Consider the following 22,943-nt stretch of genomic DNA (forward strand, 5'->3'; position numbering starts at 1 on the left):
GGATAGGAAAACCTATCCGCTGCGGCCGAAAAACTGACTTCGCGGCGATTACCCGTAGTGACCTCGGAAAACCATCATGAATGTCGTCCACAACAACTGAAAACGACCGCAGAGGTCGCTAACACCACGAAATAGGAAAATCCGATGTCCACGACAGCACCGACCGGCCGAGCTCCTGAAGAAACTGTGCGGCTGCGCCCCGGCGACCTGCCGACCAGGCCGATCTCGCAAGGCACCACGCCCCGCAGGGCCTCGGTCCTCGGCGAGCCGATGACCGTGCGGCTGAAGGCACTTCCGAAGGCCGTCAGCGGAGTCGACAGCGACACCGTTCGACTGCGCCCACTCGTCGACATCCCGGTCGTCGGAAAAGTCACCAACACCATCCGGCAGCGCTACCTCGACCTGAGCAAGGCGGCGGTCACGCCGCCGACCAGGTGGGAGTACGCGCGCATCGCCCTGGTGCTGTTGCTGGCGTCGATGCCGATCCTCGCGATCTCGGTCGAGGTGTTCGGTCTGCTGCCCCAGAGCGGCATCACCCTGGTGACCATTTCGCTGGTTGCGTTGCTCGCAACGCTCATCGCGTTCGCCCCGCACCGGATCGACATGATCGTCGGGCGTGGGTTGATCGCGGGCATGGTGGCCTGCATCGTGTACGACGCCGCCAGGCTGTTCGCCGTGCACGTGCTGGGTTTGATGGGCGACTTCATCCCCGTGATGGGGTCGTTCGTCACCGGCGAGCCGGACACGGCGGGCAGCGCGGCAGTCGGTTACGTGTACCGGTACCTCGGCGATGCCGGCGGGCTGGGGGTGGCCTTCTTCGTCGTCGCGTACGCCATCGGCATCGACAGGTGGAAGAATGTCTACGCGGTGCTGGCCGCGATTGCCTTCGGGGTGTTTCCCACCTGGGCCGGCCTGATGGCAACGGTCGCGCTGTCGCCGAACGGCGAGGAGCGGATGTTCCCGCTGAACACGGCCACGGTGATCATCACGCTGCTGGGGCACGTCATCTTCGGGCTGTTCCTCGGGCTGGCGTTCTTGAAGGCGCCGCGCGGGGACCAGAGCGGATGGCCGTGGCCGCCGCTGTCGGAATCGGCGCTGGCCAAGCGGGCCATCCGGTTCAGGAAGAAGATCACCAATTCGCCGCACTAGGTGTGCGCGCCGCGGGTCGTCGGGAGAGATCTCCGGCGACCCGCGGCCACATGCACGGCCGTTCGCAGACCACGGACCCGTGCCGTGGGTGAAAATTGCCCCCTATAGGAGGTCTGCATGTCTTCCCATTTGGAAGTCTTCAAGCCGACGGGACGCGAGCTGGTCCCGTTGACCGGCACCCGGGTGACGCTCGGCAAGGCTTCGACCAATGGGGTGGCACTCGAACACGACCCCACCGTCTCTCGCCTGCACGCGATCCTGGAGAACCACGGGTCGGCGTGGTCGATCCGCGATGTGGGCAGTCGCAACGGCACGTTCGTCAACGGCGAGAAGATCGCCTACGAACAGGTGCTGCGACCCGGCGATGAGGTGCGCATCGGCAAGTCCAGGTTGGTGTACCTGCAGGCACGCCAGTCCGGCGAACCGGTCGAAGAGGCGACGATCGTGCCCGATGCCGCACAGCTCCCGCCGCGGCTGACCCGACGGGAGGTCGACGTGCTCATGGTGTTGTGCCGTCCGCTGGTGTCCGAGGACCCGTTTCCCGAACCGGCGTCGGTCCGGCGGATGGCAGGCGAGCTGTACGTCACCGAGGCCGCCGTCAAACAGCACCTGCAGAACCTCTATGACAAGTTCGCCATCCCCACCGAGGGGGACCGACGCGTGCGGCTGGCCAACGAGGCGCTCCGGCGCGGCGCCGTCACGATCGCGCAGTTGCGCGACAGCGGGAGCTAGTTGAAGTCGAGCGCCTCGACGATCGCCACGGGACCTTCGTGGCTGGGCCGGTCGGCGCCGCCGATGCAGAACAGCGTCGTGTCGACGGCGGCCACCACCTGACCGTGCACCGGCGTGTTGATCGGCGCCTGCGTCGTCCACTTCCCGGTGGAGATGTCGTACATCTCGACCGTGGCGAGCACCCGCGTCGGCTCTTCCCCACCGACGGAGATGATCCGGCCGTCGATGAACGCGGCGCCATAGCTGCCGCGCGGAGTCGGCATGTCCGTGAGCTTCTGCCAGCTTCCGGATTCCGGATCGAAGCGCTCGAAGGCCGCCGAGTTCTCGTCTGCACTCAACGACCGGCCACCGACCGCGTACACATAGACGCCGTCCGATACCGCCGCCAAATGCTCACGCGGCGTTGGCATATCGGCAGCCGTCGTCCAGGAGTCGCCATCGAAGATCTCGGTCTGTGTGACGAGCTTCTTGTCGTCCTGTCCGCCGACCACCACGATCTTGTCGTCGACCACCGCCGCCGACGGCGCGGCCCGGGCATGCTGCAGGCTCGGCAGCTCCTCCCACTTTCCGTTGCGGAAGGCGAACACCTTGTTCGACGCCTCGGTGACGGTTTCGCTGGCCCCACCGATGACGACGACCTCGCCGCGATAGGCCGTCGCGGTCGCGTGGTGCAGCGGAACGGGTAACGAAGGCAGCGTCTCCCAATCGCCGCTTTCGGGGTCGTAGCTCTCGAACGTGTCGAGCGTTTCGGCGTGACCCAACATGCCGCCCGCAATGAAGATCTTTCCGTCGAGCACGGTTGACGCCATCATCAGTCGCGCCGTCGGTGCGTCCGGCAACGACCGCCACTCCGCTGCCGGTTGAGGTTTGCGTGGTGCGAGTCTCAGCGATTCGGCCGACGCGACGATCTGGTCTGTCGCACCCGCCGACCCGCCGATCGCGTAAACGGTCTTGCCCACGGCGGCGACCGCAGCCCCGTGCCGCGCGGTCCCCAGATCCGGCAGCGCAGTCCAGGTCGCCGTGGTGAGGTCGAGCGCGGCCACACTCTTGAGGGCTTCACCATCCGACATTCCGCCGACGGCCAGCAGCCGGGCGTCCGCGATCGCCACGCCGAAGTCGCTGCGCCCCTGCGGAAGTGCGGGCATGGTCGCCCACTTGTCCGCGACGGGGTCATAGGCTTCGACGGCGGTCAGGTCTGCGGTGTCGTTGGAGCCGCCGACCACGTAGACGAGCTTGCCGTCCGACGCCGCACCGGACATCTGGCGTGGCGTCGGAATGGGGGCTCCGAGCCGCCATCCGGTGCCGTCGTAGATCTCGGTGGTGTTCAGCAGCTTCCCGTCGACGTCCACACCGCCGGTCACGACGAGCAGGTCGCCGACGACGCCGGCCGCTGCCGCCGCCCGCGGTTGCAGCAGTGGCGGCAACTCGACCCAGCGACTGTTGACGACCCGCCACACCTTGTCGGTCGCCACCTCCCGATTGGTGCCATCGGTACGCCAGCCGCCGAGCACGACCGGGGTGTCCTCCCACGTCACCGCCATCGCGTGCTGGACGGGGACGGGTAGATTCTCGCCACCCTTCCAGCTGTCGAGGGCGGGGTCGTAGCCCTCGTGCGCTCCGCTCACCTGGTCGCCTGTTCCGAGACCGCCGAACACCCAGATGGTGCCGTCGGCTTCGGTGGCGGCCACCGCATCGCGGGCGACGCGCGCGTCCGCGATCGGTGCCCATTCAGGTTGCGCTTCGACGGTGGGCCGGGTCGTGGCCGCCTGCTGTTCCGCGCCCTTGTCGCGCGACGTGAACAACACAATGCCGCCGATGACGAGGAGCAGCGCGACGGCAGCCGCGCCGACAGTGATCAGGAGACGCTTCGGACCCTTTTTCTTCCCCGGACTGGGCGGTGTCGGCGGAACCTGCCAGGGCATACTTCCCTGGCTGACTGACGCGGTGTGCGCGAACATGTTCGGGTCCAGCGGCGGTGCCGAACTCTCCGGGCTCACCGGCAGACTGCGTGCGGATTCGGGGACCTCGGTTTTGAATTGAGACGGCTCGGGCTCGCGAGGCGCTCCCGTGAGCGGCAGCGCCTGGGTGCCGCCCGTCGGCTCGGGTTCTCCGCCGGCCTCACTGAGTGCCATCGGATCCGCCGTCAAGCCGTTGTGACGCTGCGCCAACTGCAGTTCGTGGCCGAACTCGGCGACCGATACCTGCCGATCGCCGGGCTCGCGGGACATCGCCTTCTCTATCGCAGCGCAGACGTCGGTGGGGATTCCGTGCGGTCGCAGGTCTGGCACGGGAGTCGAGGTGATGCGCAGGTAGTGCGCGATCAGATCCTCGTCGGCCTTGCGCTCGTGCGGTGGCCCACCGGCGATCAGCGCGTAGATCGTGGCGCCCAGGGAGTACACGTCGGCCGCGACCGTCGGGGGGTTGCCGGCGAGCACCTCGGGGGCGGTGTAGGACAGGGTGCCGGTGAAGAATCCGGTCACCGTCTTGTATCCACCGGCGATTCGCGCGGTCCCGAAGTCGCTGAGTTGCGGTTCGCCGTAGTCGTTGAAGAGGACGTTCGCGGGTTTGATGTCGCGATGCAACGTACCCGCGCGGTGGGCGGTCTCGAGGGCGCCGCACAATTTCACCGCCATGCGCAGTGCCTCGGGCCAGGCGATGCGGCCCTCGCGGCGCAGCCGCTCCGCGAGCGAACCCACTGAGTGATAAGGCATTACGATGAACGGCCGGCCGCTCTCGGTGACGCCGACCTGAAGGATGTTCACGATGTTCGGGTGCCCGGAGAGCCTGCCCATCGCGAAACCCTCGCGCAGGAAACGCTCGCGATCGGATTCGTCGAGATCAGACGCCAGCACCTTGACGGCAACACTTCGCCCGAGCGACTTCTGGGAGCAGCGGAAGACGACACCGCTGCCGCCCCGGCCCACTTCGACAGCGTCTTCGAACCCGGCGGCCGCCAGTTCAGACGCTATCCCGCTCATCGTGTTCTCGACTTCCGTGAAATGCGAATACTTCGCTAAAGGTACCGAGCGAAGATCCCGCAAGCGCCGCATTCGCGCTTTCGTTGCGGCTACGACTCCCAGACGACTTCAGACGGTTCCTTGTCGGCACGCAGCCCCCGCCAGCTCGGTTGACGCAGTCTGTCGTCGGAGGTCCGCTCGCTGTAGCGCACCTCGCCGACCAGTTCGGGCCGAACGAAGGTGACGCCCCGGGCGTCGATCTTGGAAAGGCGTGTGTTGAAGGGTGATTCGTCGGTCTCGAGCGGCTTGAGCATGCCCTTGAGGTTCTTCAGCGCCTTATCGGTGAACCCCGTGCCGACTCGGCCGACGAACTGCAGGCCGCCGTCGGCCGGGATGCCCAGCATCAGCGCACCGATGCCGCTGGATCGTCCGCCCTCGCCCTTGCGCCAACCGCCGATCACCACTTCCTGCGTGTTCCAGATCTTGTCCTTGATCCACGACGACGACCGTCGTCCCGGTTGGTAGGTAGCGTCGCGCTTCTTGGCGACCACACCCTCCCAACGCTTCTTGCGCGCATGCTCCAGCGCCTCGGGGCCGTCGCCGGGCAACAGATCCGGCACGATCAGACCGCCGCCCTCGGCGAGCGCTTCCAGCACGCGGCGGCGGTCGGAGTACTTGGCCTTCAGCAGCGAGCGGCCGTCGAGGTAGAGGATGTCGAACGCCCAGAACTCGACCCGCGTCGAACGCGCGCGGTTCTGCATTTCGCCGAAACTCGGCACGCCCGAGTCGTCGAGAGCCACCGCTTCACCATCGAGGATCACATGGTGATCGGCGAGATCGGCTGCCACCGCGGCGAATTGCGGATACTCGTCGGTGACGTCACGCCCTCGTCGTGATCGCAGGTTGAGCCTACCGTGATTCGCGTCGACAAGGACACGGTAGCCGTCCCATTTGCCCTCGAAAGCCCACTGCGCCTTGGTCATCTTCGCGATCGAACCTTCGGTCGCGAGCATCGGTGTCAGATCGCTCGCCTGCGGATTGGCCTGCTCCTTCATGCGGTGCGCCAGCCAGTTCTTGCCGTTTGTCTGGATCAGCGCGTAGCGGCCGTCGATCTTCTTGCCGTGCAACGTGATGATGACTTCGCCACCCTTTTCAGGGCCGTCCGGCGAGTGGTCGCGGAATTTCTCGGTCTCGTAAGTGCCGGTGTCCCAGATGATCACCTTGCCTCCGCCGTATTCACCCCTCGGGATTTCACCCTCGAAGCTGCCGTATTCGAACGGATGATCCTCGGTGTGCACGGCGAGGTGGTTGACCGCGGGGCTGTCCGGCAGGTTCTTCGGCACCGCCCAGCTGACGAGGACGCCGTTGCGCTCCAGCCGGAAGTCGTAGTGCAGTCGGCGGGCGTGGTGCTCCTGGATGACGAAGAAGTCGTCGTTGCCCGGCGTGGGCGCGATGTTGGGGACCGGCTCGGGTGTCTTGCCGGCGTCGCGCATGCTGCGATAGGTGCTGAGCGCGTCGGCCACCGGAGCGTCGGCGTCCATCTCGGCCAACAGGTCACCGTCACGTTCCAACCGCTCGAGCACCTCGTCGAATCGGAGGTGCCGCAGATCGGGATCCTCGATCTCTTCCCAGGTACGAGGGGCGGCGACGGTCGGCTCGCCGCGACCGCGCAGCGAATACGGCGCGATGGTCGTCTTGTTGCCGTTGTTCTGGCTCCAGTCGACGAACACCTTCCCGCTGCGAAGACTCTTGGTCATGGTGGCCGTCACGCGCTTGGGCATCGTCTTCTCGAGCTGCACGGCGATGCGGCGGGCAAGCACCGAAGCGCCGTGTGAGCTGATCGGCTTTTCCAGCGGCACGTACAGATGCAACCCCTTGCTGCCGCTGGTCAACGGGAATGTTGTGAGTCCGATGCCGGTGATGAGCTCACGCACCTCGTGCGCCACCTCGCACAGCTGCCGGAACGTGACACCTTCGCCCGGGTCGAGGTCGAAAACCACCCGGGTGGCCAAGCCCGGCGTCTGCTCGGCTCCCTCCTCTCTGGTCCAGGTGCTGACGAATCGCCATTGCGGCACGTGCACTTCCAGCGACGCCTGCTGGGCGATCCACGCCAGCCCCTCGGCGCTGTTGATGATCGGATACGTGGTGGTGCCCGACTTGTGGGTGATCGATCCCCGTTCCAGCCAATCCGGCGCCGAAGAGGCGAGCTGCTTTTCGAAGAATGCCGGCTCGTCGACGCCGTTGGGCCAGCGCTTACGGGTGACGGCGCGGCCGGCGATGTGCGGGAGCATCGCCTCGGCAACGCTGACGTAGTAGTGGAAGACCTCGGCTTTGGTGGTGCCCGTGGCGGGATACAGCACCTTGTCCGGGTTGGTCAGTTTCACCCGACCGAACTGATCCACCACACCACGGTATTACCCCGGGTAGCGTGCGACTATGACGAGGATTTTCGCGGCGTGCCTGATCGCGGGCGCAACCGTCATCTTCTCGGCGCCGCAGGCCGGTGCCGACCCTCAAGATCTGCTGCCCTATTGCTCCGGCGATCAGACCCCGATGGACAACAACTGCCGGCCGATGGCCCACCAGGAAGTCACCCACGGCGGGAGCGGTCTCAGCCCGAACCTGCCGAGCGGCCTCGACCCTGGCAACCCGGCCGTGGTCGGCTGACCGAACATTTAGGCGGCGTTGGGTTCTGGCCTGCCGGGTTCGTGTGGGTGGATTGGTTGGTAGTCGGGTGGTCCGATGAGCCATTCGTCGTCGAACGGCGGGATATCCGGGGGTTGTTCTTCGTCGGTGGGCGTGATGGGTTGGTCGTCTGGTGGGCGCAGGCGTTCGGGGCGGTGGTAGTCGTTGACCCGGGCCTGGCCGGTATCCAAGTGTGATGGTGGGATCCATTCCACCTCGTGCTCGGCGTTCATCTGGGTGGTCCAGCCGCCGGGGCCGACCATCCGGTTATCCGAACCGCACGCCAACCCCAGCTCATCGACATTGGTCAACCCGTCATCAGCCCAATCGCGGGCCGCGTGATGAACCTGACTGCCGTAGGCCGGCACGGTGCAACCGGGTTTGGTGCAGCCTCCATCGCGGGCGATGAGCATGATCCGCTGCGCCGGTGAGGCGACACGGCGGGCGCGGAACAGATCAAGAGCAGAACCCGTGGCCTTGTCGAAAACCGCCAAGTAGTGGTTGGCGTGGGCGGCCATTCGGATCACATCGCTGATCGGTATCAGCGAGCCGCCGCCGCTGACGCCCACCCCGGCGCGACTCTCCAAGTCCTGCAGCGTGGTGCGGACGATGATCGAGGTCGGTAACCCGTTGTGCTGACCGAGCTCACCGCTTTCCAAAACACTGCGACCGACCGCCAGCATTGCGTCGTGCTGGCGCTGCGCCAGACTGCGGTGATCATTGTCGATCTGGGCCTGCGTCGGAGTTCCCGAGACACAGGGGTTCTCGTCGGCAGGGTTGCACATTCCCGGTGCGGCCCACTTGGCGAAGATCGCCTCATAGATCGCCCACGCTTCCGGGGTGAGATTCCCTTTGAACGGGATCATCTTGTCCGAGCCCTGCGGCCCCTTCGACACGCCGCGGCGGCGCTCACGTTCGGCGTCGTCGGGTTCGGGGCCGTCCTGATCCAGCAGAAACAGCGTCCGCTCGGCCTTGTCCTTGAGTTCCTTGGGGCCCAACCCGATCGCGTGTCGGACGAGATCTACCTCGATCTGCGCGCGAGTCAGAGTGTCGACCCCCGGCGGGATACGGTCCATCGTGTCGCGCAACACCTTGACGTGCTCACCGTTGATCATGCCGCCGGCCTGCGCCAGCGCAGAGCACGGCAACACCGGATCGAGCGGTTCCCCGATCAGCGAGCGGCGCGGCCCCAATGCCGCCGCCTCATCCAAGCGACGACCGGCCTCAGATGTCGAGATTCGCCACCGGAGTGCCAACACCTGACGCCAGGACTTGGCGCCCATTTCCTTGGCCGTCGTCTCGGTCTGCAGACGTGCCAGCAGGCGATGACTCTGGGCAGGCAACTGACACGACAGCGTCTCCAGCTCATCGAGCGCATTGAGCAACTCGGACTTGGTGAGCAAATCGATGGGCAGCCCGGCTAATTCGTCGTGCGCGGCGCGCATCGCCGTCACCGCTGTCTGCACCGCCTCCGCACTCATATCTCGAACATACGTTCGAATTCTAAGAACACCCTAGGTAACTTTCGAAGAGATCTCTAAGAACATAAAGCGTTGTCATGCAATCGAATTGTCGCTCAGTCATCGTCGATCGCCAACACCTCGAACGGCTCCGTCGGTGTCTCGGCGACCGCCACCTTCGCCGCCGAATCAGTGGGGATCACGTCCCCATGTAGGGCGGCGAGCGCTGCGTTGGTGCCCACATCGTGACCCGCCCGCTCGCTCAGCAGCCAGCGGACTTCGAGCAGATCGCAGTAGGCCTGGATCGGCGTGCCTTTGTTGCCGACGACGTCGTGGGCCAGCCGCTCGTACGGAGTCAACACTTCGATCACCCACAACCTTGCGGCGGTGCGTTCGTCGACGTCGTGGCCCTCCTCCCGACACAACTGCGCCTGATACGCGAGCAGATCGCCAAGCAGAATCTGGGCCTGCCCCTCGCCCACATCCAGTCCCGCGAGCTGCTGCAGGCGTTGCGCGTGGTAGCGCCGATCACCCACCGCGACACGGAGTTTGAGCTTGCCCGCCTCAATCGGCTGCAGTGACACTTCGTCCACCGCGAAGCCGAGGTCGTTCAGTTTCCGCACCGTCCCCTCGACGCGGTAGCGATCGGTGAACCCGAAGACGGGCTCGGCGTGCAACGCGTCCCACAGCATGTCGTAGCGAGCCCTGGTGTCCTGAACCTCGGAGATGAGCACGTCCTCCAGGGCCGTCCGTCCGAGCCGCTCGGCAAGGTCGACCATTCCCATCGCGACGTTCTCGACCATGATGTCGAGATCGTGCTCGCGTTGCCCCCGACTCAAACTCGGGTGTATTTCCGAGGTTTCAGCGTCGACCAGCCACGCCTGCAGCAGCTGACCGCCGCGGGAGAACAATGTGTTCGCCAGCGAGCAGTCACCCCAGAACACGCCGTGCCGGTGGAGTTCCACAAGAAGACCGGCCATTCCGTCCAGCAGCCGCGCGCGGTGTTTCGGTTGGTCCGGCGGCAGCCGCATGAACAGCCGGCGATACTGCCAAGACCCTTCGAGGTAGCGGGTGACCAGGATCGCGGTGTCGAATTCGGGCTGCACCACCACACCGGCGGGACGCACCGCGGGCAGGCCCATCTCTTCGAGCCGCCGCAGGACGTCGTACTCCTTGGCCGCGATCCGCGGCGGCATGTCCTTGACCGCCCACAGCGCACCGTCGGCGTCGACGAACTTCACCAGGTGACGGCTCGGCCCCACCGCAATGTCGCGCAACGGGACATCGGGAACCGTCCAGTCGTGGAGTGGCCGGTCCCATGGGAGCCCCAGCAGACCGGGAGTCGGTGTCCGGAGCCGGAACTGGGTTAATCCCCGGTCGTCCCCTGCGCTGCGCGCGTGGGCCCACCGCTCCTGCCCGCCGGACGGCGCGCGCATGCTAATTCAGGCGCTCACCCGACTCGGGGTGGAACAGATGCACCGCGCCTTCGGGGTTCTTGCGCAGTCGCGCCGTGTCGGCCAGCCTGGGTGCGGTGCGCGGGTTGCACCGCGCAACCAGTTCCACGCCCGAACCTGCGTGCGTGTACACATACGCCTCACTGCCGAGATCTTCGACGAGGTCGACCACGACCTCGACGCCGTCGGACTCGGAGATTTCGAGCTGCTCGGGCCGAATGCCGAAGGTGACCTCCGACAGGCCCGCATCGCTCAGCTTGGTCAGATCGTCACGCTCGAGTTCCAATACGGATTCACCGATCTTGACGCCTTCGGGCGCGACGGGCAGCGTCACGAGGTTCATTGCGGGTGAACCGATGAAGCCTGCGACGAAGGCGTTGGCCGGCCGGTCATAGAGCTCGTTCGGCGACGCGAACTGCTGCAGCTTGCCGAACCGCAGTACGGCCACCCGGTCGCCCATCGTCATCGCCTCGACCTGATCGTGCGTGACGTAAACGGTGGTGGTGCCCAGACGCCGTTGCAGCGCCGCGATCTGGGTGCGCGTTTGCACCCGGAGTTTGGCGTCGAGATTCGACAGCGGCTCGTCCATGCAAAACACTTGTGGCTCACGCACGATGGCGCGACCCATCGCGACGCGCTGCCGCTGACCGCCGGACAGCTTGGCCGGTTTGCGGTCCAGGAACTCGGTCAGATCCAGGATCTTCGCCGCTTCCTCGACCTTCTTGCGACGCTCCTCGGCAGACACGCCGCGCAGCTTCAGCGCGAAACCCATGTTCTCGGCGACGGTCTTGTTCGGGTACAGCGCGTAGTTCTGGAACACCATCGCGATGTCGCGGTCCTTGGACGGGACGCCGACCATGTTCTTGCCGCCGATCTCGATGTGGCCCTCGTCGATGTCCTCGAGTCCGGCGAGCATGCGCAGCGCGGTGCTCTTGCCCGAACCCGAAGGACCGACCAGCACGACGAACTCGCCGTCGGAGATGTCGAGGTTGAGCGAGTCCACCGCGAGCTTGTCGGAGCCCGGGTAGATGCACGACGCGTTCTTGTAGGTGATCGATGCCATTGATCTTCTCCTGGTTGCTTTTTGACGGTTACTTGATCGCGCCGAACGAAAGTCCGCGCACCAGCTTGTTCTGGGCGACCCACCCGCACAGGACCACGGGAAGCGCAGCCATGGTTGCGGCCGCCGACAACACGGCCCAGTACTGGCCCTGACCGGCGATGAAGCCGACCAGGTACACCGGCATGGTCTGAGCGTTCACCGCGGTCAGGTTCACCGCGAAGAAGAACTCGTTCCAGGCGAAAATCACACAGATCAGCGCGGTAGCGGCGATGCCGGGTGAGACCAGCGGCAAGATGACCTCGCGCACCGACCGCCACAGGCTTGCGCCGTCCAGGCTGGCCGCCTCGAGCAGTTCACCGGGCACCTCCAGGAAGAATGACCTCATCATCCACACCGCGATCGGCAGGTTCATCGCCGTGTAGAGAATGACCAGCGCCCAGATGTTGTCCAGCAGACCGATGTTGGACACGATCACGTACAGCGGCAGGATCACCGCGACGATCGGCAGCATCTTGGTGCTCATGAAGAAGAACAGTGCGTCCTGCGTCCTTTTCACCGGACGCAACGACAGCGCGAACGCGGCAGGCACACCGAGTAGCAATACCAACAGCGTCGAGATCCCGGTGGCGAACAGCGAGTTCAAAAATGCGGGGCCGATACCCTGTTCGAATACTGCGTTGAATTGGTCCAGCGTAGGGGTGAAGAAGAGCTTAGGCGGACTCGTCGCCGCATCGGCCTCGGATTTGAAGGCGGTCAACACCATCCAGAACACCGGGAAGAAGAAGCCGAGTCCAACGATCCATGCCACTACACCCCATGGGCTGAACTTCCGGGACTTCTTCTTTGACGGTGCGGCCGAAGCCGCGGTGGCCGTGTCCTTCTCAATTGTCGTCGTCATCAGGCTGCCTCTTCCTTGCCGGTGAACGATTTGAAGATCAGTCGAAGCGCGAAGTTCGCGATGATGATCGTGAAGATCACCACCACCACACCCATGGCCGCGGCCTCGCCCATGTCGAAGCCGAGGAACGCGCGCTGATAGATGTAGAACGGCAGGTTCGCACTGGCGATACCCGGACCACCTTGGGTCAACATGTAGATGGTGTCGAAGGTGTTGACCAGATAGATCGCGCCGAGCACCACGCCCAACTCGATGAAGCGTCGAAGGTGGGACAGCGTCAACTCGCGGAAGAGTTGGAACGCGCCCGCACCGTCGACTCGACCGGCCTCCAGGATGTCGCGAGGCATCGACTGGAGGCCGGCGAGGATCAACAACATCATGAACGGCGTCCACTGCCAGATCAGGACAACCATCACCATGGTGAGCGGGAACTGGCCGATCCAGTCGACCGGCCCTATGCCCACCAGCGACAGCAGCCAGTTGAGGATGCCGTTCGTGGCGTCGAGGATGGTGGTCTTCCAGATCAATGCTGCCGCAACGGGTGTGACGAGAAACGGCGTTATCAACAGGGTTCGGACCACACCGCGTCCGAGGAATGCCCTGTCCAAGAGCAACGCGAGTAACAGGCCGAAGAACGCCGAGATCAATACCACCACGACGATGAGAATGACGGTGTTGAGGGCGACCGACCAGAATTGGCTGTCCTTGGCGACGGCGATGTAGTTCTGCAGGCCGACGAACTGCCGTGAGCCGGGACGCACCAGGTTCCACGACAGCGTCGAGTAGTAGAGCGTGAGCAGGAACGGGATCTGCGTGACGGCGATCATGAAGATCAGGGCGGGAAGCAACGGCCCGCGCCGACGCCAACCCTCGGCGCGGCTCACGCCGACGTCTTGGGCCTCCCGAATTTTTCGAACTCTTTCGGCCACGGCCCTTTCGTCGGCCTCGGCCGCGGCATCAGCGGTAACGGTCATCACTTCTCCTGATATGTGCGGCCGACGACTTCGGCGTATTCCTGTGATTGTGCGAGCGCGTCTTCGACCGACTTCTGTCCGGCGATTGCGGCGCTGATCTGCTGGCTCACTCTCGTCCCGAGATCCTGGAACTCGGGGATCCCGACGAACTGCACGCCGGTGTAAGGAACAGGTTTCACCGTCGGGTCGTTCGGCGTCGCGTTCCTGATCGACTGCAACGTCAATGGGCCGTATGCCCTCGAGATCGCCTCGTATTCCGGCAATTCCGTGTAGGTCGACGTCCTGCTACCCGGTGGCACGCGTGCCCAGCCGAGTTCCTCGCCAACCATTCTCAGGTATTCCTTGCTGGTCATCCATGAGATGAACTTCCACGCGCCGTCGGGGTTCTTCGCTCCCTTCGGAATTCCCAGCGACCAGGTGTAGAGCCACCCCGAGTTCGGCTTGACGACGATGGGGGCGGGCAGGTAACCGATCTTGCCCTGCAGTTCCGGATAGGACTTTGGGTCCTCGAGTACCGAAACGGCCGACGTCGCGTCGTACCACATGGCCGTCTGGCCCTGACCGAACAGGTTGGCGCACTCCTGGAATCCCGTCGACGACGCTCCGAGTTCGCCCGCGCTGTTGAGTGTGTCGACATAGAAGTTGACAGCTTCCTTCACCTCGGGGCTGTCCAGCCGCGCGTTCCACTGCTCGTCGAACCACCGGCCACCGAACGTGTTGATCACGGTGTCCAGTGGTGCCAGCACCTCACCCCAACCAGGCTTGCCGCGCAGGCATATCCCCGCCCGGTCGTCGGTCTTCAACTTTCTCGCCCAGTCAGCGACCTCTTGCCACTGCGGCTGGTAGTTCGGGTCCTGGTTGACCTCGATGCCGGCCTGTTCGAACAAATCCTTGCGGTACATCAGAAACGACGACTCGCCATAGAACGGCACCGAGTACATGTCGCCCTCATACGACAGCGACTCCCGCAGCGAAGGGATGAAGTCGTCGGGGTCGTATCCCGGCGTGTTCTCGATGTAGTCCGACAGGTTCACCAGCCAGCCGTCGCGCGCCCATTGCGGGGTTTCGAAGTTGCTGATCATGACCACGTCGAATTCGCTACCGCCCATCGCAGCCGACATGGTGATCTTGGCGCGCGCCTGGTTCTCCGACAGCGTGACGAACTTCAGCTTCGTGCCCGGATTCTTCTTCTCGAAATCCGACGACAGCTGTTGGGCATCCGTCATCTGAGAATTGGACACCAGCGCGATCGTCACCTGATCACCCGAGGCACCAAGGCTGCCCGCGCCGGAACAGCCGACCGCCGTCAGCGTCAACCCCGCCACGGCGGTCAATGCGGCCCATCGCTTGAGCACTTTCACCATCACATCACCTTTCGCTGGATCACGCCTGGGCCAGTAGCCAACGGGCACAATCGATGTCACAGACCAGTAGCCTGGCCAGATTTCCGCGTAGTGCGCCGAGCGTGGCGGGATACTTGGTGACGCCGCTGGAGATCAGGAGCGTCTTGTGGCAGCGGCGGATGTCCTCGAGCGGAACCGAGACCGCGCGCTGCTGTAGTTCGGTGTCGACGGGCGCACCGTCGGCGTCGAAGAAGCGTCCGCCGATCTCCCCCACCGCGCCCAGCGAGATCAGCTCGTCGAGCATGCGGGTGTCCAGATAACTGCCTTCGAACAGCGTCGTGGAGGTCGAAACCGCGCCCACGCCGAACACCATGACGTCGGCACGCCTGCCAGCCTCGAGCGTCCGCGAGATCACCGAGTCGCTGCGCATCGAGGCGACGGTAGAAGGATCAGCATAGAGCGGGGCGGGTAGCCGGATCGCAGTGGCGCGCAACATATCTGCGCAACGGCTGAGGATCAGCTCGGTACCGGTCTGGTAGGCCGCAGTGGACATGGCGCCGTCCAGCTGCACCACGGCCCGGCAGCTGGCGACGCCGGGCATCAGCCCGGTGGCCACCGCGACCTGCTCTGGGCCCCAGGTGAATCCGAGGACATCCTCCGGCGAGAGCCGGCGCATCAGCAGTGCGGCCGCGGCGCGACCCACGCTCGCGTACGCGGCCGGACGTCCGGGCGATCCGACGTCGACACCGTGTCCGGCCACCACGGCCTCGGTCAGGCCGAAGCAGCGTTCGAGCTCGCGCTCCTCGTCGGCGTGCAGGTTGTCACGCAGATCCGGCGGTACGACGACTTCGATGCGCACCAGGCCTTTGGCCTTCGCCCTGGCCACCAGCCGACCTGCGGTCGGGCGTGAGACGCCGAGACGGGCAGCGATCTCGGCCTGCGTCAGGCCGTCCAGGTAGTACAGCGTCGCCGCCCGCAGCGCGAGCCGAAGGTCCTCGGGCGCCCCGGCACGAGTCTGCGCAGCCGGTCTGGCGACCTCGCCGTTCGACGTCGAAGCGGTCACGTAATGCGCCCCACTTTCCCTCAACCGCGTGAGCATTTGCTCAGGGGTGCGAGTAGATGCTCATAACGCTAACATGTTCAGTGTGACGCACACAACACTTTCGCCTGATACCCGAATGCGGACCGCCGTACTCATCGAGCCGGGCCGCATCGAAATGGAGCAGCGCCCGGTGCCGACGCCGCGGGCCGGTGATGTGCTGATACAGGTCTCGTCGGTGGGTGTCTGCGGCTCGGACACGCACTACTACCGGCACGGCCGGGTGGGCGGCTTCGTCGTGGAGAAGCCACTGGTCCTCGGACACGAGGCGGCGGGCACCATCGTCGGCGTCGGCGATTCGGTCGACCCGTCGCGCATCGGTCAGCGGGTGTCGATCGAACCGCAGCGGCCCGACCCCGACAGCGACGAGACGCGGCGCGGTCACTACAACCTGTGTCCGCATATGCAGTTTTTCGCCACCCCGCCGGTCGACGGCGCACTCTGTGAGTACGTGACCATCGGCGCGGAATTCGCGCACCCGGTGCCGGACTCGATGTCCGACGATGCCGCCGCGCTGTGTGAGCCGTTGTCCGTTGGCATCGCCGCGATCCGCAAGGCTGAGCTCGACGGCCGATCGCGGGTGCTCATTGCAGGCGCCGGACCCATCGGCATCGTGCTGACCCAGCTCGCCAGGGCCTATGGCGCAACGGAAATCGTCGTCAGCGATCCCGACCCGACCCGCCGCGACCGGGCCTTGACGTTCGGCGCCACCACAACCGTGGACCCCACCGCCGGGAGCAAGGACGATCTGGCGGTCGACGCATTCATCGATGCATCCGGTGCCGCGGCTGCCGTCGCCGCCGGCATCCGCGCCGTACGTCCCGCGGGCCGGGTTGTCCTTGTCGGTTCGGGAGCCGAGTCCATGGAACTGCCGACGCAGTTGATCCAGAATCGTGAGCTGGTGCTGACCGGCGTGTTCCGGTACGCCAACACGTGGCCGACGGCGATCGCGCTGGTGGAATCCGGGCGGGTCGACCTCGATGCCATGGTGACCGCCCGCTTCCCCCTGGAGAAGGCCGCTGAGGCACTGGACTCAGACCGGATCCCGGGTAGCGTCAAGTCGGTGGTGACGGTGTCATGACAGTCAGCAGGCCTAGCTATGATCGCGACGAGATCAGCGTGGGCATAGTGCATTTCGGGGTCGGCGGCTTCCATCGCGCCCACCAGGCAATGTACATCGACCGGCTCCTCGAGATGGGCCTCGCCAAGGATTGGGGGATCTGCGGAGTCGGTGTGATGGCGGCCGACCGCAAGATGGCCGACGTGATGGCCGCACAGGACGGGCTGTACACGCTGCTGCTGGAGAACCCCGACGGCACCCGCACCGCGCGGGTGATCGGGTCGATCATCGACTATCGCTACGCGCCCGACGATCCCGAGTCGGTGATCGAACTGCTCGCCGCACCCAGCACCCGCATCATCTCGCTGACCATCACTGAGGGCGGTTACAACATCGAGGCCGCCGGACCGGACAGCGTGTTCGGTCTCGTCGCGGAGGCGCTGGCACGTCGGCGCGACGGCGGCATCGCCTCACCGACGATCGTGTCGTGCGACAACATCGAGGGCAACGGTGATGTCGCCCGACATGCGTTCACCACCTACGCCGACCGTGTCCACCCCGGCCTCGGCGAGTGGATGGCCGCGCACACCACGTTCCCTAACTCGATGGTGGACCGCATCACCCCGGTCACGACACCCGACGTGATCGCCACCGTCAAGGACGAATTCGGCGTCGACGACCAATGGCCGGTGGTCGCGGAACCGTTCACCTCATGGGTGCTCGAAGACGACTTCTCCGATGGTCGTCCGCCGTTGGAGAAGGTCGACGTGCTGATGGTCGACGACGTCACGCCGTACGAGTTGATGAAGCTGAGGTTGCTCAACGCCAGCCATCAAAGTCTTTGCTACTTCGCGTATCTGGCGGGATACCGGCTGGTGCACGATGCCGCGGGTGATCCGCTGTTCGCCGAGTTCCTGACGTCGTACATGGACACCGAAGCCACCCCGACGCTGAAGCCGGTGCCTGGTATCGACCTACCGGACTACAAGCGGACATTGATCGAGCGGTTCGCCAATCCTGGTGTCAAGGACACGATCGCGCGGCTGTGCTATGGCTCGTCGGACCGCATCCCCAAATGGCTGCTTCCGGTGATCAGGGAGAACCTGAGGACTGATGCGCCGATTCGGCTGTCCGCCGCCACCGTCGCCAGCTGGGCGCGGTACGCCGAAGGTGTCGACGAGCAGGGTGAGCCGATCGACGTTCAGGATCAACTGGCCGATACCCTTGTCCCGCTGGCGAAGTCGCAACGAACGAACCCGACCGCGTTCATCGAGAATGCCGAGGTGTTCGGCGACCTGGCCAACGATTCACGTTTCGTCGAGGCCTATGTATGGGCACTCGAATCGCTGCACCGTGACGGAGCACGGGCAACGCTCGAGACGTTGCTCCGCAAGGATTCGCGATGAGAGCGCTGGTCATCGGCGAAGCGCTGATCGACATCGTCGAGCGTGACGGTCAGGTGACGGGTGAGCATGTCGGCGGCAGCCCGCTCAACGTGGCGGTGGGGTTGGCCCGGCTGGACCGGGGAGTCGACTTCCTCACCCACATCGGCGACGATGCGCGCGGAAGACGCATCGCTGAGTACGTCGAAAGCTCTGGAGTACAACTGGTTTCAGGCAGTATGTCCGCCGACCGCACCCCGACCGCCGTAGCCACGCTCGACGAAGACGGTTCGGCGCAGTACACGTTTGACATCGACTGGAAGCTCGCGGGCACTCCGGAGGTCACACCGCCGCTCGTCGCGCACACGGGATCGATCGCGAGCTGGCACGAGCCCGGCTGCCGGGCCACCGCCGCACTACTGGATACGTACCACCCGTCGGCGACTATCACCTTCGATCCGAACGTGCGGCCGGCGCTGATCGAAGACGGTGACGCCACGAGGGCCCGCATCGACCGGCTCCTGGAGAAGTGCGACGTGGTCAAGGCCAGCGATGAGGACCTGCGCTGGATCGACCCGAATCGCTCGGCCAAACAGATCGCCCGGACGTGGCTGAGTCTGGGCCCGTCGATCGTCGCGGTGACGATGGGCGATCGCGGCGCCTTCGCGATGTGCGAAGCGGGTACGGTGCGGATCGCGGCCCTCCCGGTCGACGTGGTCGACACAGTGGGCGCCGGCGATGCGTTCATGACCGGGCTGATCGATGCGCTGTGGGAGTTGAATCTGCTGGGCGCCGAAAGACGCCACGACCTGCGCGCCATCGGGCTCGATGCGCTCAACTCGGTCGTTGCGACGGCGGCGCTCTCGTCGGCGCTGACCGTCGGCCGTGCCGGTGCCGACCTCCCCGATCGCGCAACACGTGAGGCTGCAGCGGCAAGCTCCGGCCCGCGGTCGCCCCGACCCGGCTAACGTGGGCTTATGCGCTCCATATGGAAGGGTTCAATCGCCTTCGGACTGGTGAACGTCCCGGTCAAGGTCTACAGCGCGACCGAAGACCACGACGTCAAGTTCCACCAGGTGCACGAGAAGGACAACGGACGCATCCGGTACAAGCGCGTCTGCGAGGTGTGCGGTGAGGTCGTCGAGTTCCGCGACATCGCGAAGGCGTACGAATCCGACGACGGTCAGACGGTGATCATCACCGACGACGACATCGCGACCTTGCCCGAGGAACGCAGCCGTGAGATCGAGGTGCTGGAGTTCGTTCCCGCCAGCGACATCGATCCCATGATGTACGACAAGAGCTACTTCCTCGAACCAGAGGGCAAGTCGTCGAAGTCGTACGTCCTGCTGGCCAAGACGCTGATGGATACCGACCGGGTCGCGATCGTGCACTTCGCGCTGCGAAACAAGACGCGGCTGGCGGCACTGCGGGTGCAGGACTTCTCAAAACGCGATGTCATGGTGATCCAGACGCTGTTGTGGCCCGACGAGATCCGCGATCCTGACTTTCCGTCGCTCGACGCGAAGGTCGACATCAAGCCCGCCGAGCTCAAGATGGCAAGCCAAGTCGTCGAGTCGATGACCGACGACTTCAAGCCCGACCGCTATCACGATGACTACCAGGAACAGCTGCACGAGCTGATTCAGGCGAAACTCGAAGGCGGCGAGGCGTTTACGACCGAGGAGCAGCCGAAGGAACTCGACGAGACCGAGGACGTTTCGGATCTGCTGGCGAAGCTCGAGGCCAGCGTCAAGGCCCGCCGCGAAGGCGGTTCGGACACCCCTGCCAAGAAGGCACCCGCGAAGAAGGCCGCTTCGAAGAAGGCCCCGGCCAAGAAAGCCGCGAAGAAAGCACCCGCCAAGAAGGCGGCCAAGAAGGCCGCCGCCAAGAAGTAGCCGTCATTCGGTCAGTAATTCTGGACGCAGCAAGAGGCGGGGTAGCGCGTGCGCGAGCCACTCCTCGTATTCGTCCGGCGTCCAGCCCAGATCGGCTGTGTACAGCGAATACAGGTGCGGGGCCTGCACGGTGAACGCCACATCGGTCGCTTGATCCTCGGACAGGCCGGGCCGCAGCGCCTCCGATCCGATCTGCGAGATCCACACCGCACAACCGGATCGAATCTGGCGAAGTAGGTCTGTGCGCCTTTCCTCGAGACTGGGATCAGCCGAGGCGGCCCCTTCCATCACCCGCATGAGCGCCGCGACACGGTCATGCATTTCACGCACGAAATGCGCGGCGGCGGTGAATTGAGAACGGTGCTCGCTCAGCTCTGCGAGATCAGGCGCCAAATCCATGAGCGGGGCCTCGTCGTAATCGCCGGCGACGGCGATCTCGATGGCGCGGAAGAGGACGGCGGCTTTGGAACCGTAGGTCGCATAGATGGTCTGCGCCGACACATCGGCCGCGGCGGCGATCTGATCGATCGTCGTCGGACCGAAACCCTGCTCGACGAACAACTCGGTGGCCGCCTCGATGATGCTGCGTTGGCGGGCTTCGGCGTCGGCACGCCGGCGACTGTTGTCGTACTTGCGACGTGGCTTCGATTCGGAAGCTGTTGACACCGATCCTCTACTTCCTTATAGTTCGCTATATCCAATATATGGTGCTCTATTCAAATTAGCATGGAGGCCGCCATGACTGCCATTCCCGCTGGACTCGCGAGAGTCGTCGAGCGTGCACGGCATCGCGTCAATCGACTGCATCTCCGGCTCGCACCTGCCCCGGTGGCGATGGTCGAACTGATCCTGGCGGCGTGGATGTCGCAGGCGCTCCAGGCCGCCGCGCAGCTGGGCGTCGCCGACGCTCTCGCGGCGGGTCCCCTGTCCATTGGGGACTTGGCGCGTCGCGTGGACGCCGACCCCGACGCGCTCCGCCGGCTGTTACGAGCTCTCATCGGACGCGGCATATTCCGTCAGGACCGCCATGGCCGCTACGCGCTCAATCCCCTTGCCGACACCTTGCGGTCCGACTCGCCGCAGTCCATGGCCGCGGCCGCGAAATACTACGGTTCGCCGCAGCACCGCGAGCACTGGAGCATGCTCGTCGACTCGATTCGGACGGGCCAAGCGAGTGTTCCGCGGCTGCGCGGCAAGGACTTTTTTGAGTACCTCGAGGACGAGCCCGAACTCGCTGCGCTGTTCAACGAAACCATGACCAACATTTCGGGGTTGTCCGAGGAATCCGTCATTGCCGCATACCCCTTCAGCCGCGGCTCGACGATCGTCGATGTGGGGGGTGGACAAGGTCGGCTGCTAGCTTCCGTCCTGGCTGCTACGCCCGGCGCCCGCGGTGTGCTCTACGACCTGCCGCAGGTAGTGGCGAACGCGCCTGCGCTGCTGGAGAAAGCGGGAGTGGCCGACCGTGTCCGAATCGACGGCGGGTCGTTCTTCGAGAAGGTCCCAGCCGACGGCGACGTCTACCTCATGAAGCACATCATTCATGATTGGCCTGACGATCAGGCTGTCGAGATCCTTCGCACCGCTCGTGCGTCTGTCGGCCCCGCGGCCCGAATCGTGTTGGTGGAACTCGTGATTCCCGAACACGACCGCGACTTCATCGGCAAGTGGGCCGATCTGGAGATGTTGCTCGGCGGAAGCGCCCGCGAGCGCAGTGCCGACGAGTATCGCGACCTACTGCGCCGAAGCGGATTCGAGCTGACGCGCGTCATTCCGACGGCGTCTCCGTACAGCCTTGTCGAGGCGAGAGTCGTGTCCCGGTGACGGCGAGATCCCGATGGGTGCCGAACCTGGAGCCGCTGGCCGTGGAACGGCGCGAGCACCGCCACAACCGCCACCGTCCCTGACAAAAGTAGAACGTGTTTCAGAAAGTACTTACCGGCGCTGTCTAGGCTTGCTAAGGTTCGCCCGGGCGACGGAAGGAAGCAATTGTGATATTGGACAGATTTCGGCTGGACGACCACGTCGCGGTGGTGACCGGCGCGGGCCGCGGCCTCGGCGCGGCGATGGCTGTGGCATTCGCAGAAGCCGGTGCTGACGTGGTGATTGCCGCCCGCACGCAATCGCAACTCGAAGAGGTCGCCGAGCAGATCAAGGGTGTCGGTCGCAGAGCCCACGTCGTCGTCGCCGATCTCGCCCACCCCGAGGACACCGCCAAGCTCGCGGACGAGGCCATCGAGGCCTTCGGAAAACTAGACATCGTCGTGAACAACGTCGGCGGCACCATGCCCAACACGCTGCTGACCACCTCTACGAAGGACCTGCGCGACGCGTTCACATTCAACGTGGCGACTGCGCACGCGCTCACCACGGCCGCCGTTCCGCTGATGCTCGAGCATTCCGGTGGCGGCAGCATCATCAACATCACGTCGACGATGGGCCGGGAAGCCGGTCGCGGATTCGCCGCATACGGCACCGCCAAGGCCGCGCTCGCGCACTACACCCGGCTCACCGCTTTGGACTTGTGCCCCAAGATTCGCGTCAACGCGATCGCCCCCGGGTCAATCCTCACCTCGGCGCTCGACGTGGTCGCCTCGAACGACGAACTGCGCGCACCGATGGAAAAAGCCACGCCCATGCGCAGATTGGGCCAACCCGAGGACATCGCCGCAGCGGCCGTGTACCTCGCCTCCCCCGCAGGCTCCTACCTGACCGGCAAGACGCTCGAGGTCGACGGCGGCCTCACTTTCCCGAATCTCGACCTGCCCATCCCGGATCTGTGAGGAGCA

General features: G+C 65.0%; 19 protein-coding genes. 9 read left to right on the forward strand and 10 right to left on the reverse strand.

Annotated elements, in window-relative coordinates; genetic code table 11:
- Window positions 1–144: 144 nt before the first annotated feature.
- Window positions 145–1,149 (forward strand): hypothetical protein, encoded by a 1,005-nt coding sequence (locus G6N36_RS16455; protein ID WP_163687623.1) that lies wholly within the window; start codon window positions 145–147, stop codon window positions 1,147–1,149.
- Window positions 1,150–1,266: 117 nt separating this feature from the next.
- Window positions 1,267–1,881, forward strand: coding sequence for an FHA domain-containing protein (locus G6N36_RS16460; RefSeq protein ID WP_163687626.1), 615 nt, complete (start codon window positions 1,267–1,269; stop codon window positions 1,879–1,881).
- Here the strand turns inward: G6N36_RS16460 and G6N36_RS16465 are convergent.
- Window positions 1,878–4,859, reverse strand: coding sequence for a serine/threonine-protein kinase (locus tag G6N36_RS16465; protein WP_163687628.1), 2,982 nt, complete (start codon window positions 4,857–4,859; stop codon window positions 1,878–1,880). The genes G6N36_RS16460 and G6N36_RS16465 overlap by 4 nt on opposite strands.
- Window positions 4,860–4,948: 89 nt before the next feature.
- Window positions 4,949–7,243: an ATP-dependent DNA ligase gene (locus tag G6N36_RS16470; RefSeq protein ID WP_163687631.1), complete on the reverse strand. Its 2,295-nt coding sequence runs from the start codon at window positions 7,241–7,243 to the stop codon at window positions 4,949–4,951.
- A gap of 31 nt (window positions 7,244–7,274) precedes the next feature.
- On the opposite strand from G6N36_RS16470, the gene G6N36_RS16475 reads away from it, so the two are divergent.
- A complete protein-coding gene (locus tag G6N36_RS16475) occupies window positions 7,275–7,505 on the forward strand; it encodes a hypothetical protein (RefSeq protein ID WP_163687634.1) in 231 nt (76 codons plus the stop codon).
- 8 nt (window positions 7,506–7,513) lie between these two features.
- Here the strand turns inward: G6N36_RS16475 and G6N36_RS16480 are convergent, their stop codons facing one another.
- The 7 genes from G6N36_RS16480 to G6N36_RS16510 form a co-directional block, all read right to left on the reverse strand.
- Window positions 7,514–9,004 (reverse strand): HNH endonuclease signature motif containing protein, encoded by a 1,491-nt coding sequence (locus tag G6N36_RS16480; protein WP_163687636.1) that lies wholly within the window; start codon window positions 9,002–9,004, stop codon window positions 7,514–7,516.
- 95 nt (window positions 9,005–9,099) lie between these two features.
- Entirely contained in the window at window positions 9,100–10,419 is a 1,320-nt protein-coding gene (locus G6N36_RS16485; protein ID WP_163687639.1) for a DUF4032 domain-containing protein, read from the reverse strand.
- A 1-nt stretch (window position 10,420) separates the two neighbouring features.
- The gene (locus G6N36_RS16490; protein ID WP_163687642.1) at window positions 10,421–11,500 is read right to left on the reverse strand and encodes an ABC transporter ATP-binding protein; all 1,080 of its coding nucleotides are present in this window, start codon (window positions 11,498–11,500) and stop codon (window positions 10,421–10,423) included.
- A 28-nt stretch (window positions 11,501–11,528) separates the two neighbouring features.
- Window positions 11,529–12,398: a carbohydrate ABC transporter permease gene (locus G6N36_RS16495; protein WP_163687644.1), complete on the reverse strand. Its 870-nt coding sequence runs from the start codon at window positions 12,396–12,398 to the stop codon at window positions 11,529–11,531.
- The gene (locus G6N36_RS16500; protein ID WP_083128871.1) at window positions 12,398–13,372 is read right to left on the reverse strand and encodes a carbohydrate ABC transporter permease; all 975 of its coding nucleotides are present in this window, start codon (window positions 13,370–13,372) and stop codon (window positions 12,398–12,400) included. Before G6N36_RS16500 ends, G6N36_RS16495 begins: the two co-directional genes overlap by 1 nt.
- On the reverse strand, window positions 13,372–14,736 hold the full coding sequence (locus G6N36_RS16505) for an ABC transporter substrate-binding protein (protein WP_163687647.1): 1,365 nt from the start codon (window positions 14,734–14,736) through the stop codon (window positions 13,372–13,374). Before G6N36_RS16505 ends, G6N36_RS16500 begins: the two co-directional genes overlap by 1 nt.
- A gap of 19 nt (window positions 14,737–14,755) precedes the next feature.
- A complete protein-coding gene (locus tag G6N36_RS16510) occupies window positions 14,756–15,778 on the reverse strand; it encodes a sugar-binding transcriptional regulator (protein ID WP_179964798.1) in 1,023 nt (340 codons plus the stop codon).
- Window positions 15,779–15,893: 115 nt separating this feature from the next.
- Here G6N36_RS16510 and G6N36_RS16515 point away from each other — a divergent pair, with 115 nt between their 5' ends.
- Genes G6N36_RS16515 through ku form a run of 4 tightly spaced genes read left to right on the forward strand, consistent with a single transcriptional unit; the run spans window position 15,894 to window position 20,154 of the window.
- Window positions 15,894–16,895 (forward strand): NAD(P)-dependent alcohol dehydrogenase, encoded by a 1,002-nt coding sequence (locus tag G6N36_RS16515; RefSeq protein WP_163690720.1) that lies wholly within the window; start codon window positions 15,894–15,896, stop codon window positions 16,893–16,895.
- Window positions 16,892–18,280, forward strand: a complete 1,389-nt coding sequence (locus G6N36_RS16520) for a mannitol dehydrogenase family protein (RefSeq protein ID WP_163687650.1) — start codon at window positions 16,892–16,894, stop codon at window positions 18,278–18,280. Before G6N36_RS16515 ends, G6N36_RS16520 begins: the two co-directional genes overlap by 4 nt.
- Complete coding sequence (locus tag G6N36_RS16525) at window positions 18,277–19,224, forward strand: carbohydrate kinase family protein (protein ID WP_163687652.1); 948 nt, start codon at window positions 18,277–18,279, stop codon at window positions 19,222–19,224. The genes G6N36_RS16520 and G6N36_RS16525 overlap by 4 nt, the downstream gene beginning before the upstream one ends.
- A 9-nt stretch (window positions 19,225–19,233) precedes the next feature.
- Window positions 19,234–20,154, forward strand: coding sequence for a non-homologous end joining protein Ku (gene ku / locus G6N36_RS16530; protein WP_163687655.1), 921 nt, complete (start codon window positions 19,234–19,236; stop codon window positions 20,152–20,154).
- 3 nt (window positions 20,155–20,157) lie between these two features.
- Here the strand turns inward: ku and G6N36_RS16535 are convergent, their stop codons facing one another.
- Complete coding sequence (locus G6N36_RS16535) at window positions 20,158–20,820, reverse strand: TetR/AcrR family transcriptional regulator (RefSeq protein WP_163687656.1); 663 nt, start codon at window positions 20,818–20,820, stop codon at window positions 20,158–20,160.
- Between the two features lie 72 nt (window positions 20,821–20,892).
- Between G6N36_RS16535 and G6N36_RS16540 the strand changes: the two genes are divergently transcribed.
- Window positions 20,893–21,978, forward strand: coding sequence for a methyltransferase (locus G6N36_RS16540; protein WP_163687660.1), 1,086 nt, complete (start codon window positions 20,893–20,895; stop codon window positions 21,976–21,978).
- A 167-nt stretch (window positions 21,979–22,145) separates the two neighbouring features.
- On the forward strand, window positions 22,146–22,937 hold the full coding sequence (locus tag G6N36_RS16545; RefSeq protein ID WP_163687663.1) for an SDR family oxidoreductase: 792 nt from the start codon (window positions 22,146–22,148) through the stop codon (window positions 22,935–22,937).
- The last annotated feature ends 6 nt before the right edge of the window (window positions 22,938–22,943 follow it).

This window comes from Mycolicibacterium gadium, assembly GCF_010728925.1.
Taxonomy (GTDB): Bacteria; Actinomycetota; Actinomycetes; order Mycobacteriales; family Mycobacteriaceae; genus Mycobacterium; species Mycobacterium gadium.

Coding starts and splice junctions, on each gene's coding strand:
- G6N36_RS16455 (WP_163687623.1), top strand. CDS start 145: ATGTCCACGACAGCACCGACCGGCCGAGCTCCTGAAGAAACTGTGCGG.
- G6N36_RS16460 (WP_163687626.1), top strand. CDS start 1,267: ATGTCTTCCCATTTGGAAGTCTTCAAGCCGACGGGACGCGAGCTGGTC.
- G6N36_RS16465 (WP_163687628.1), bottom strand. CDS start 4,859: ATGAGCGGGATAGCGTCTGAACTGGCGGCCGCCGGGTTCGAAGACGCT.
- G6N36_RS16475 (WP_163687634.1), top strand. CDS start 7,275: ATGACGAGGATTTTCGCGGCGTGCCTGATCGCGGGCGCAACCGTCATC.
- G6N36_RS16480 (WP_163687636.1), bottom strand. CDS start 9,004: ATGAGTGCGGAGGCGGTGCAGACAGCGGTGACGGCGATGCGCGCCGCG.
- G6N36_RS16485 (WP_163687639.1), bottom strand. CDS start 10,419: ATGCGCGCGCCGTCCGGCGGGCAGGAGCGGTGGGCCCACGCGCGCAGC.
- G6N36_RS16490 (WP_163687642.1), bottom strand. CDS start 11,500: ATGGCATCGATCACCTACAAGAACGCGTCGTGCATCTACCCGGGCTCC.
- G6N36_RS16495 (WP_163687644.1), bottom strand. CDS start 12,398: ATGACGACGACAATTGAGAAGGACACGGCCACCGCGGCTTCGGCCGCA.
- G6N36_RS16500 (WP_083128871.1), bottom strand. CDS start 13,372: ATGACCGTTACCGCTGATGCCGCGGCCGAGGCCGACGAAAGGGCCGTG.
- G6N36_RS16505 (WP_163687647.1), bottom strand. CDS start 14,736: ATGGTGAAAGTGCTCAAGCGATGGGCCGCATTGACCGCCGTGGCGGGG.
- G6N36_RS16515 (WP_163690720.1), top strand. CDS start 15,894: ATGCGGACCGCCGTACTCATCGAGCCGGGCCGCATCGAAATGGAGCAG.
- G6N36_RS16520 (WP_163687650.1), top strand. CDS start 16,892: ATGACAGTCAGCAGGCCTAGCTATGATCGCGACGAGATCAGCGTGGGC.
- G6N36_RS16525 (WP_163687652.1), top strand. CDS start 18,277: ATGAGAGCGCTGGTCATCGGCGAAGCGCTGATCGACATCGTCGAGCGT.
- ku (WP_163687655.1), top strand. CDS start 19,234: ATGCGCTCCATATGGAAGGGTTCAATCGCCTTCGGACTGGTGAACGTC.
- G6N36_RS16540 (WP_163687660.1), top strand. CDS start 20,893: ATGACTGCCATTCCCGCTGGACTCGCGAGAGTCGTCGAGCGTGCACGG.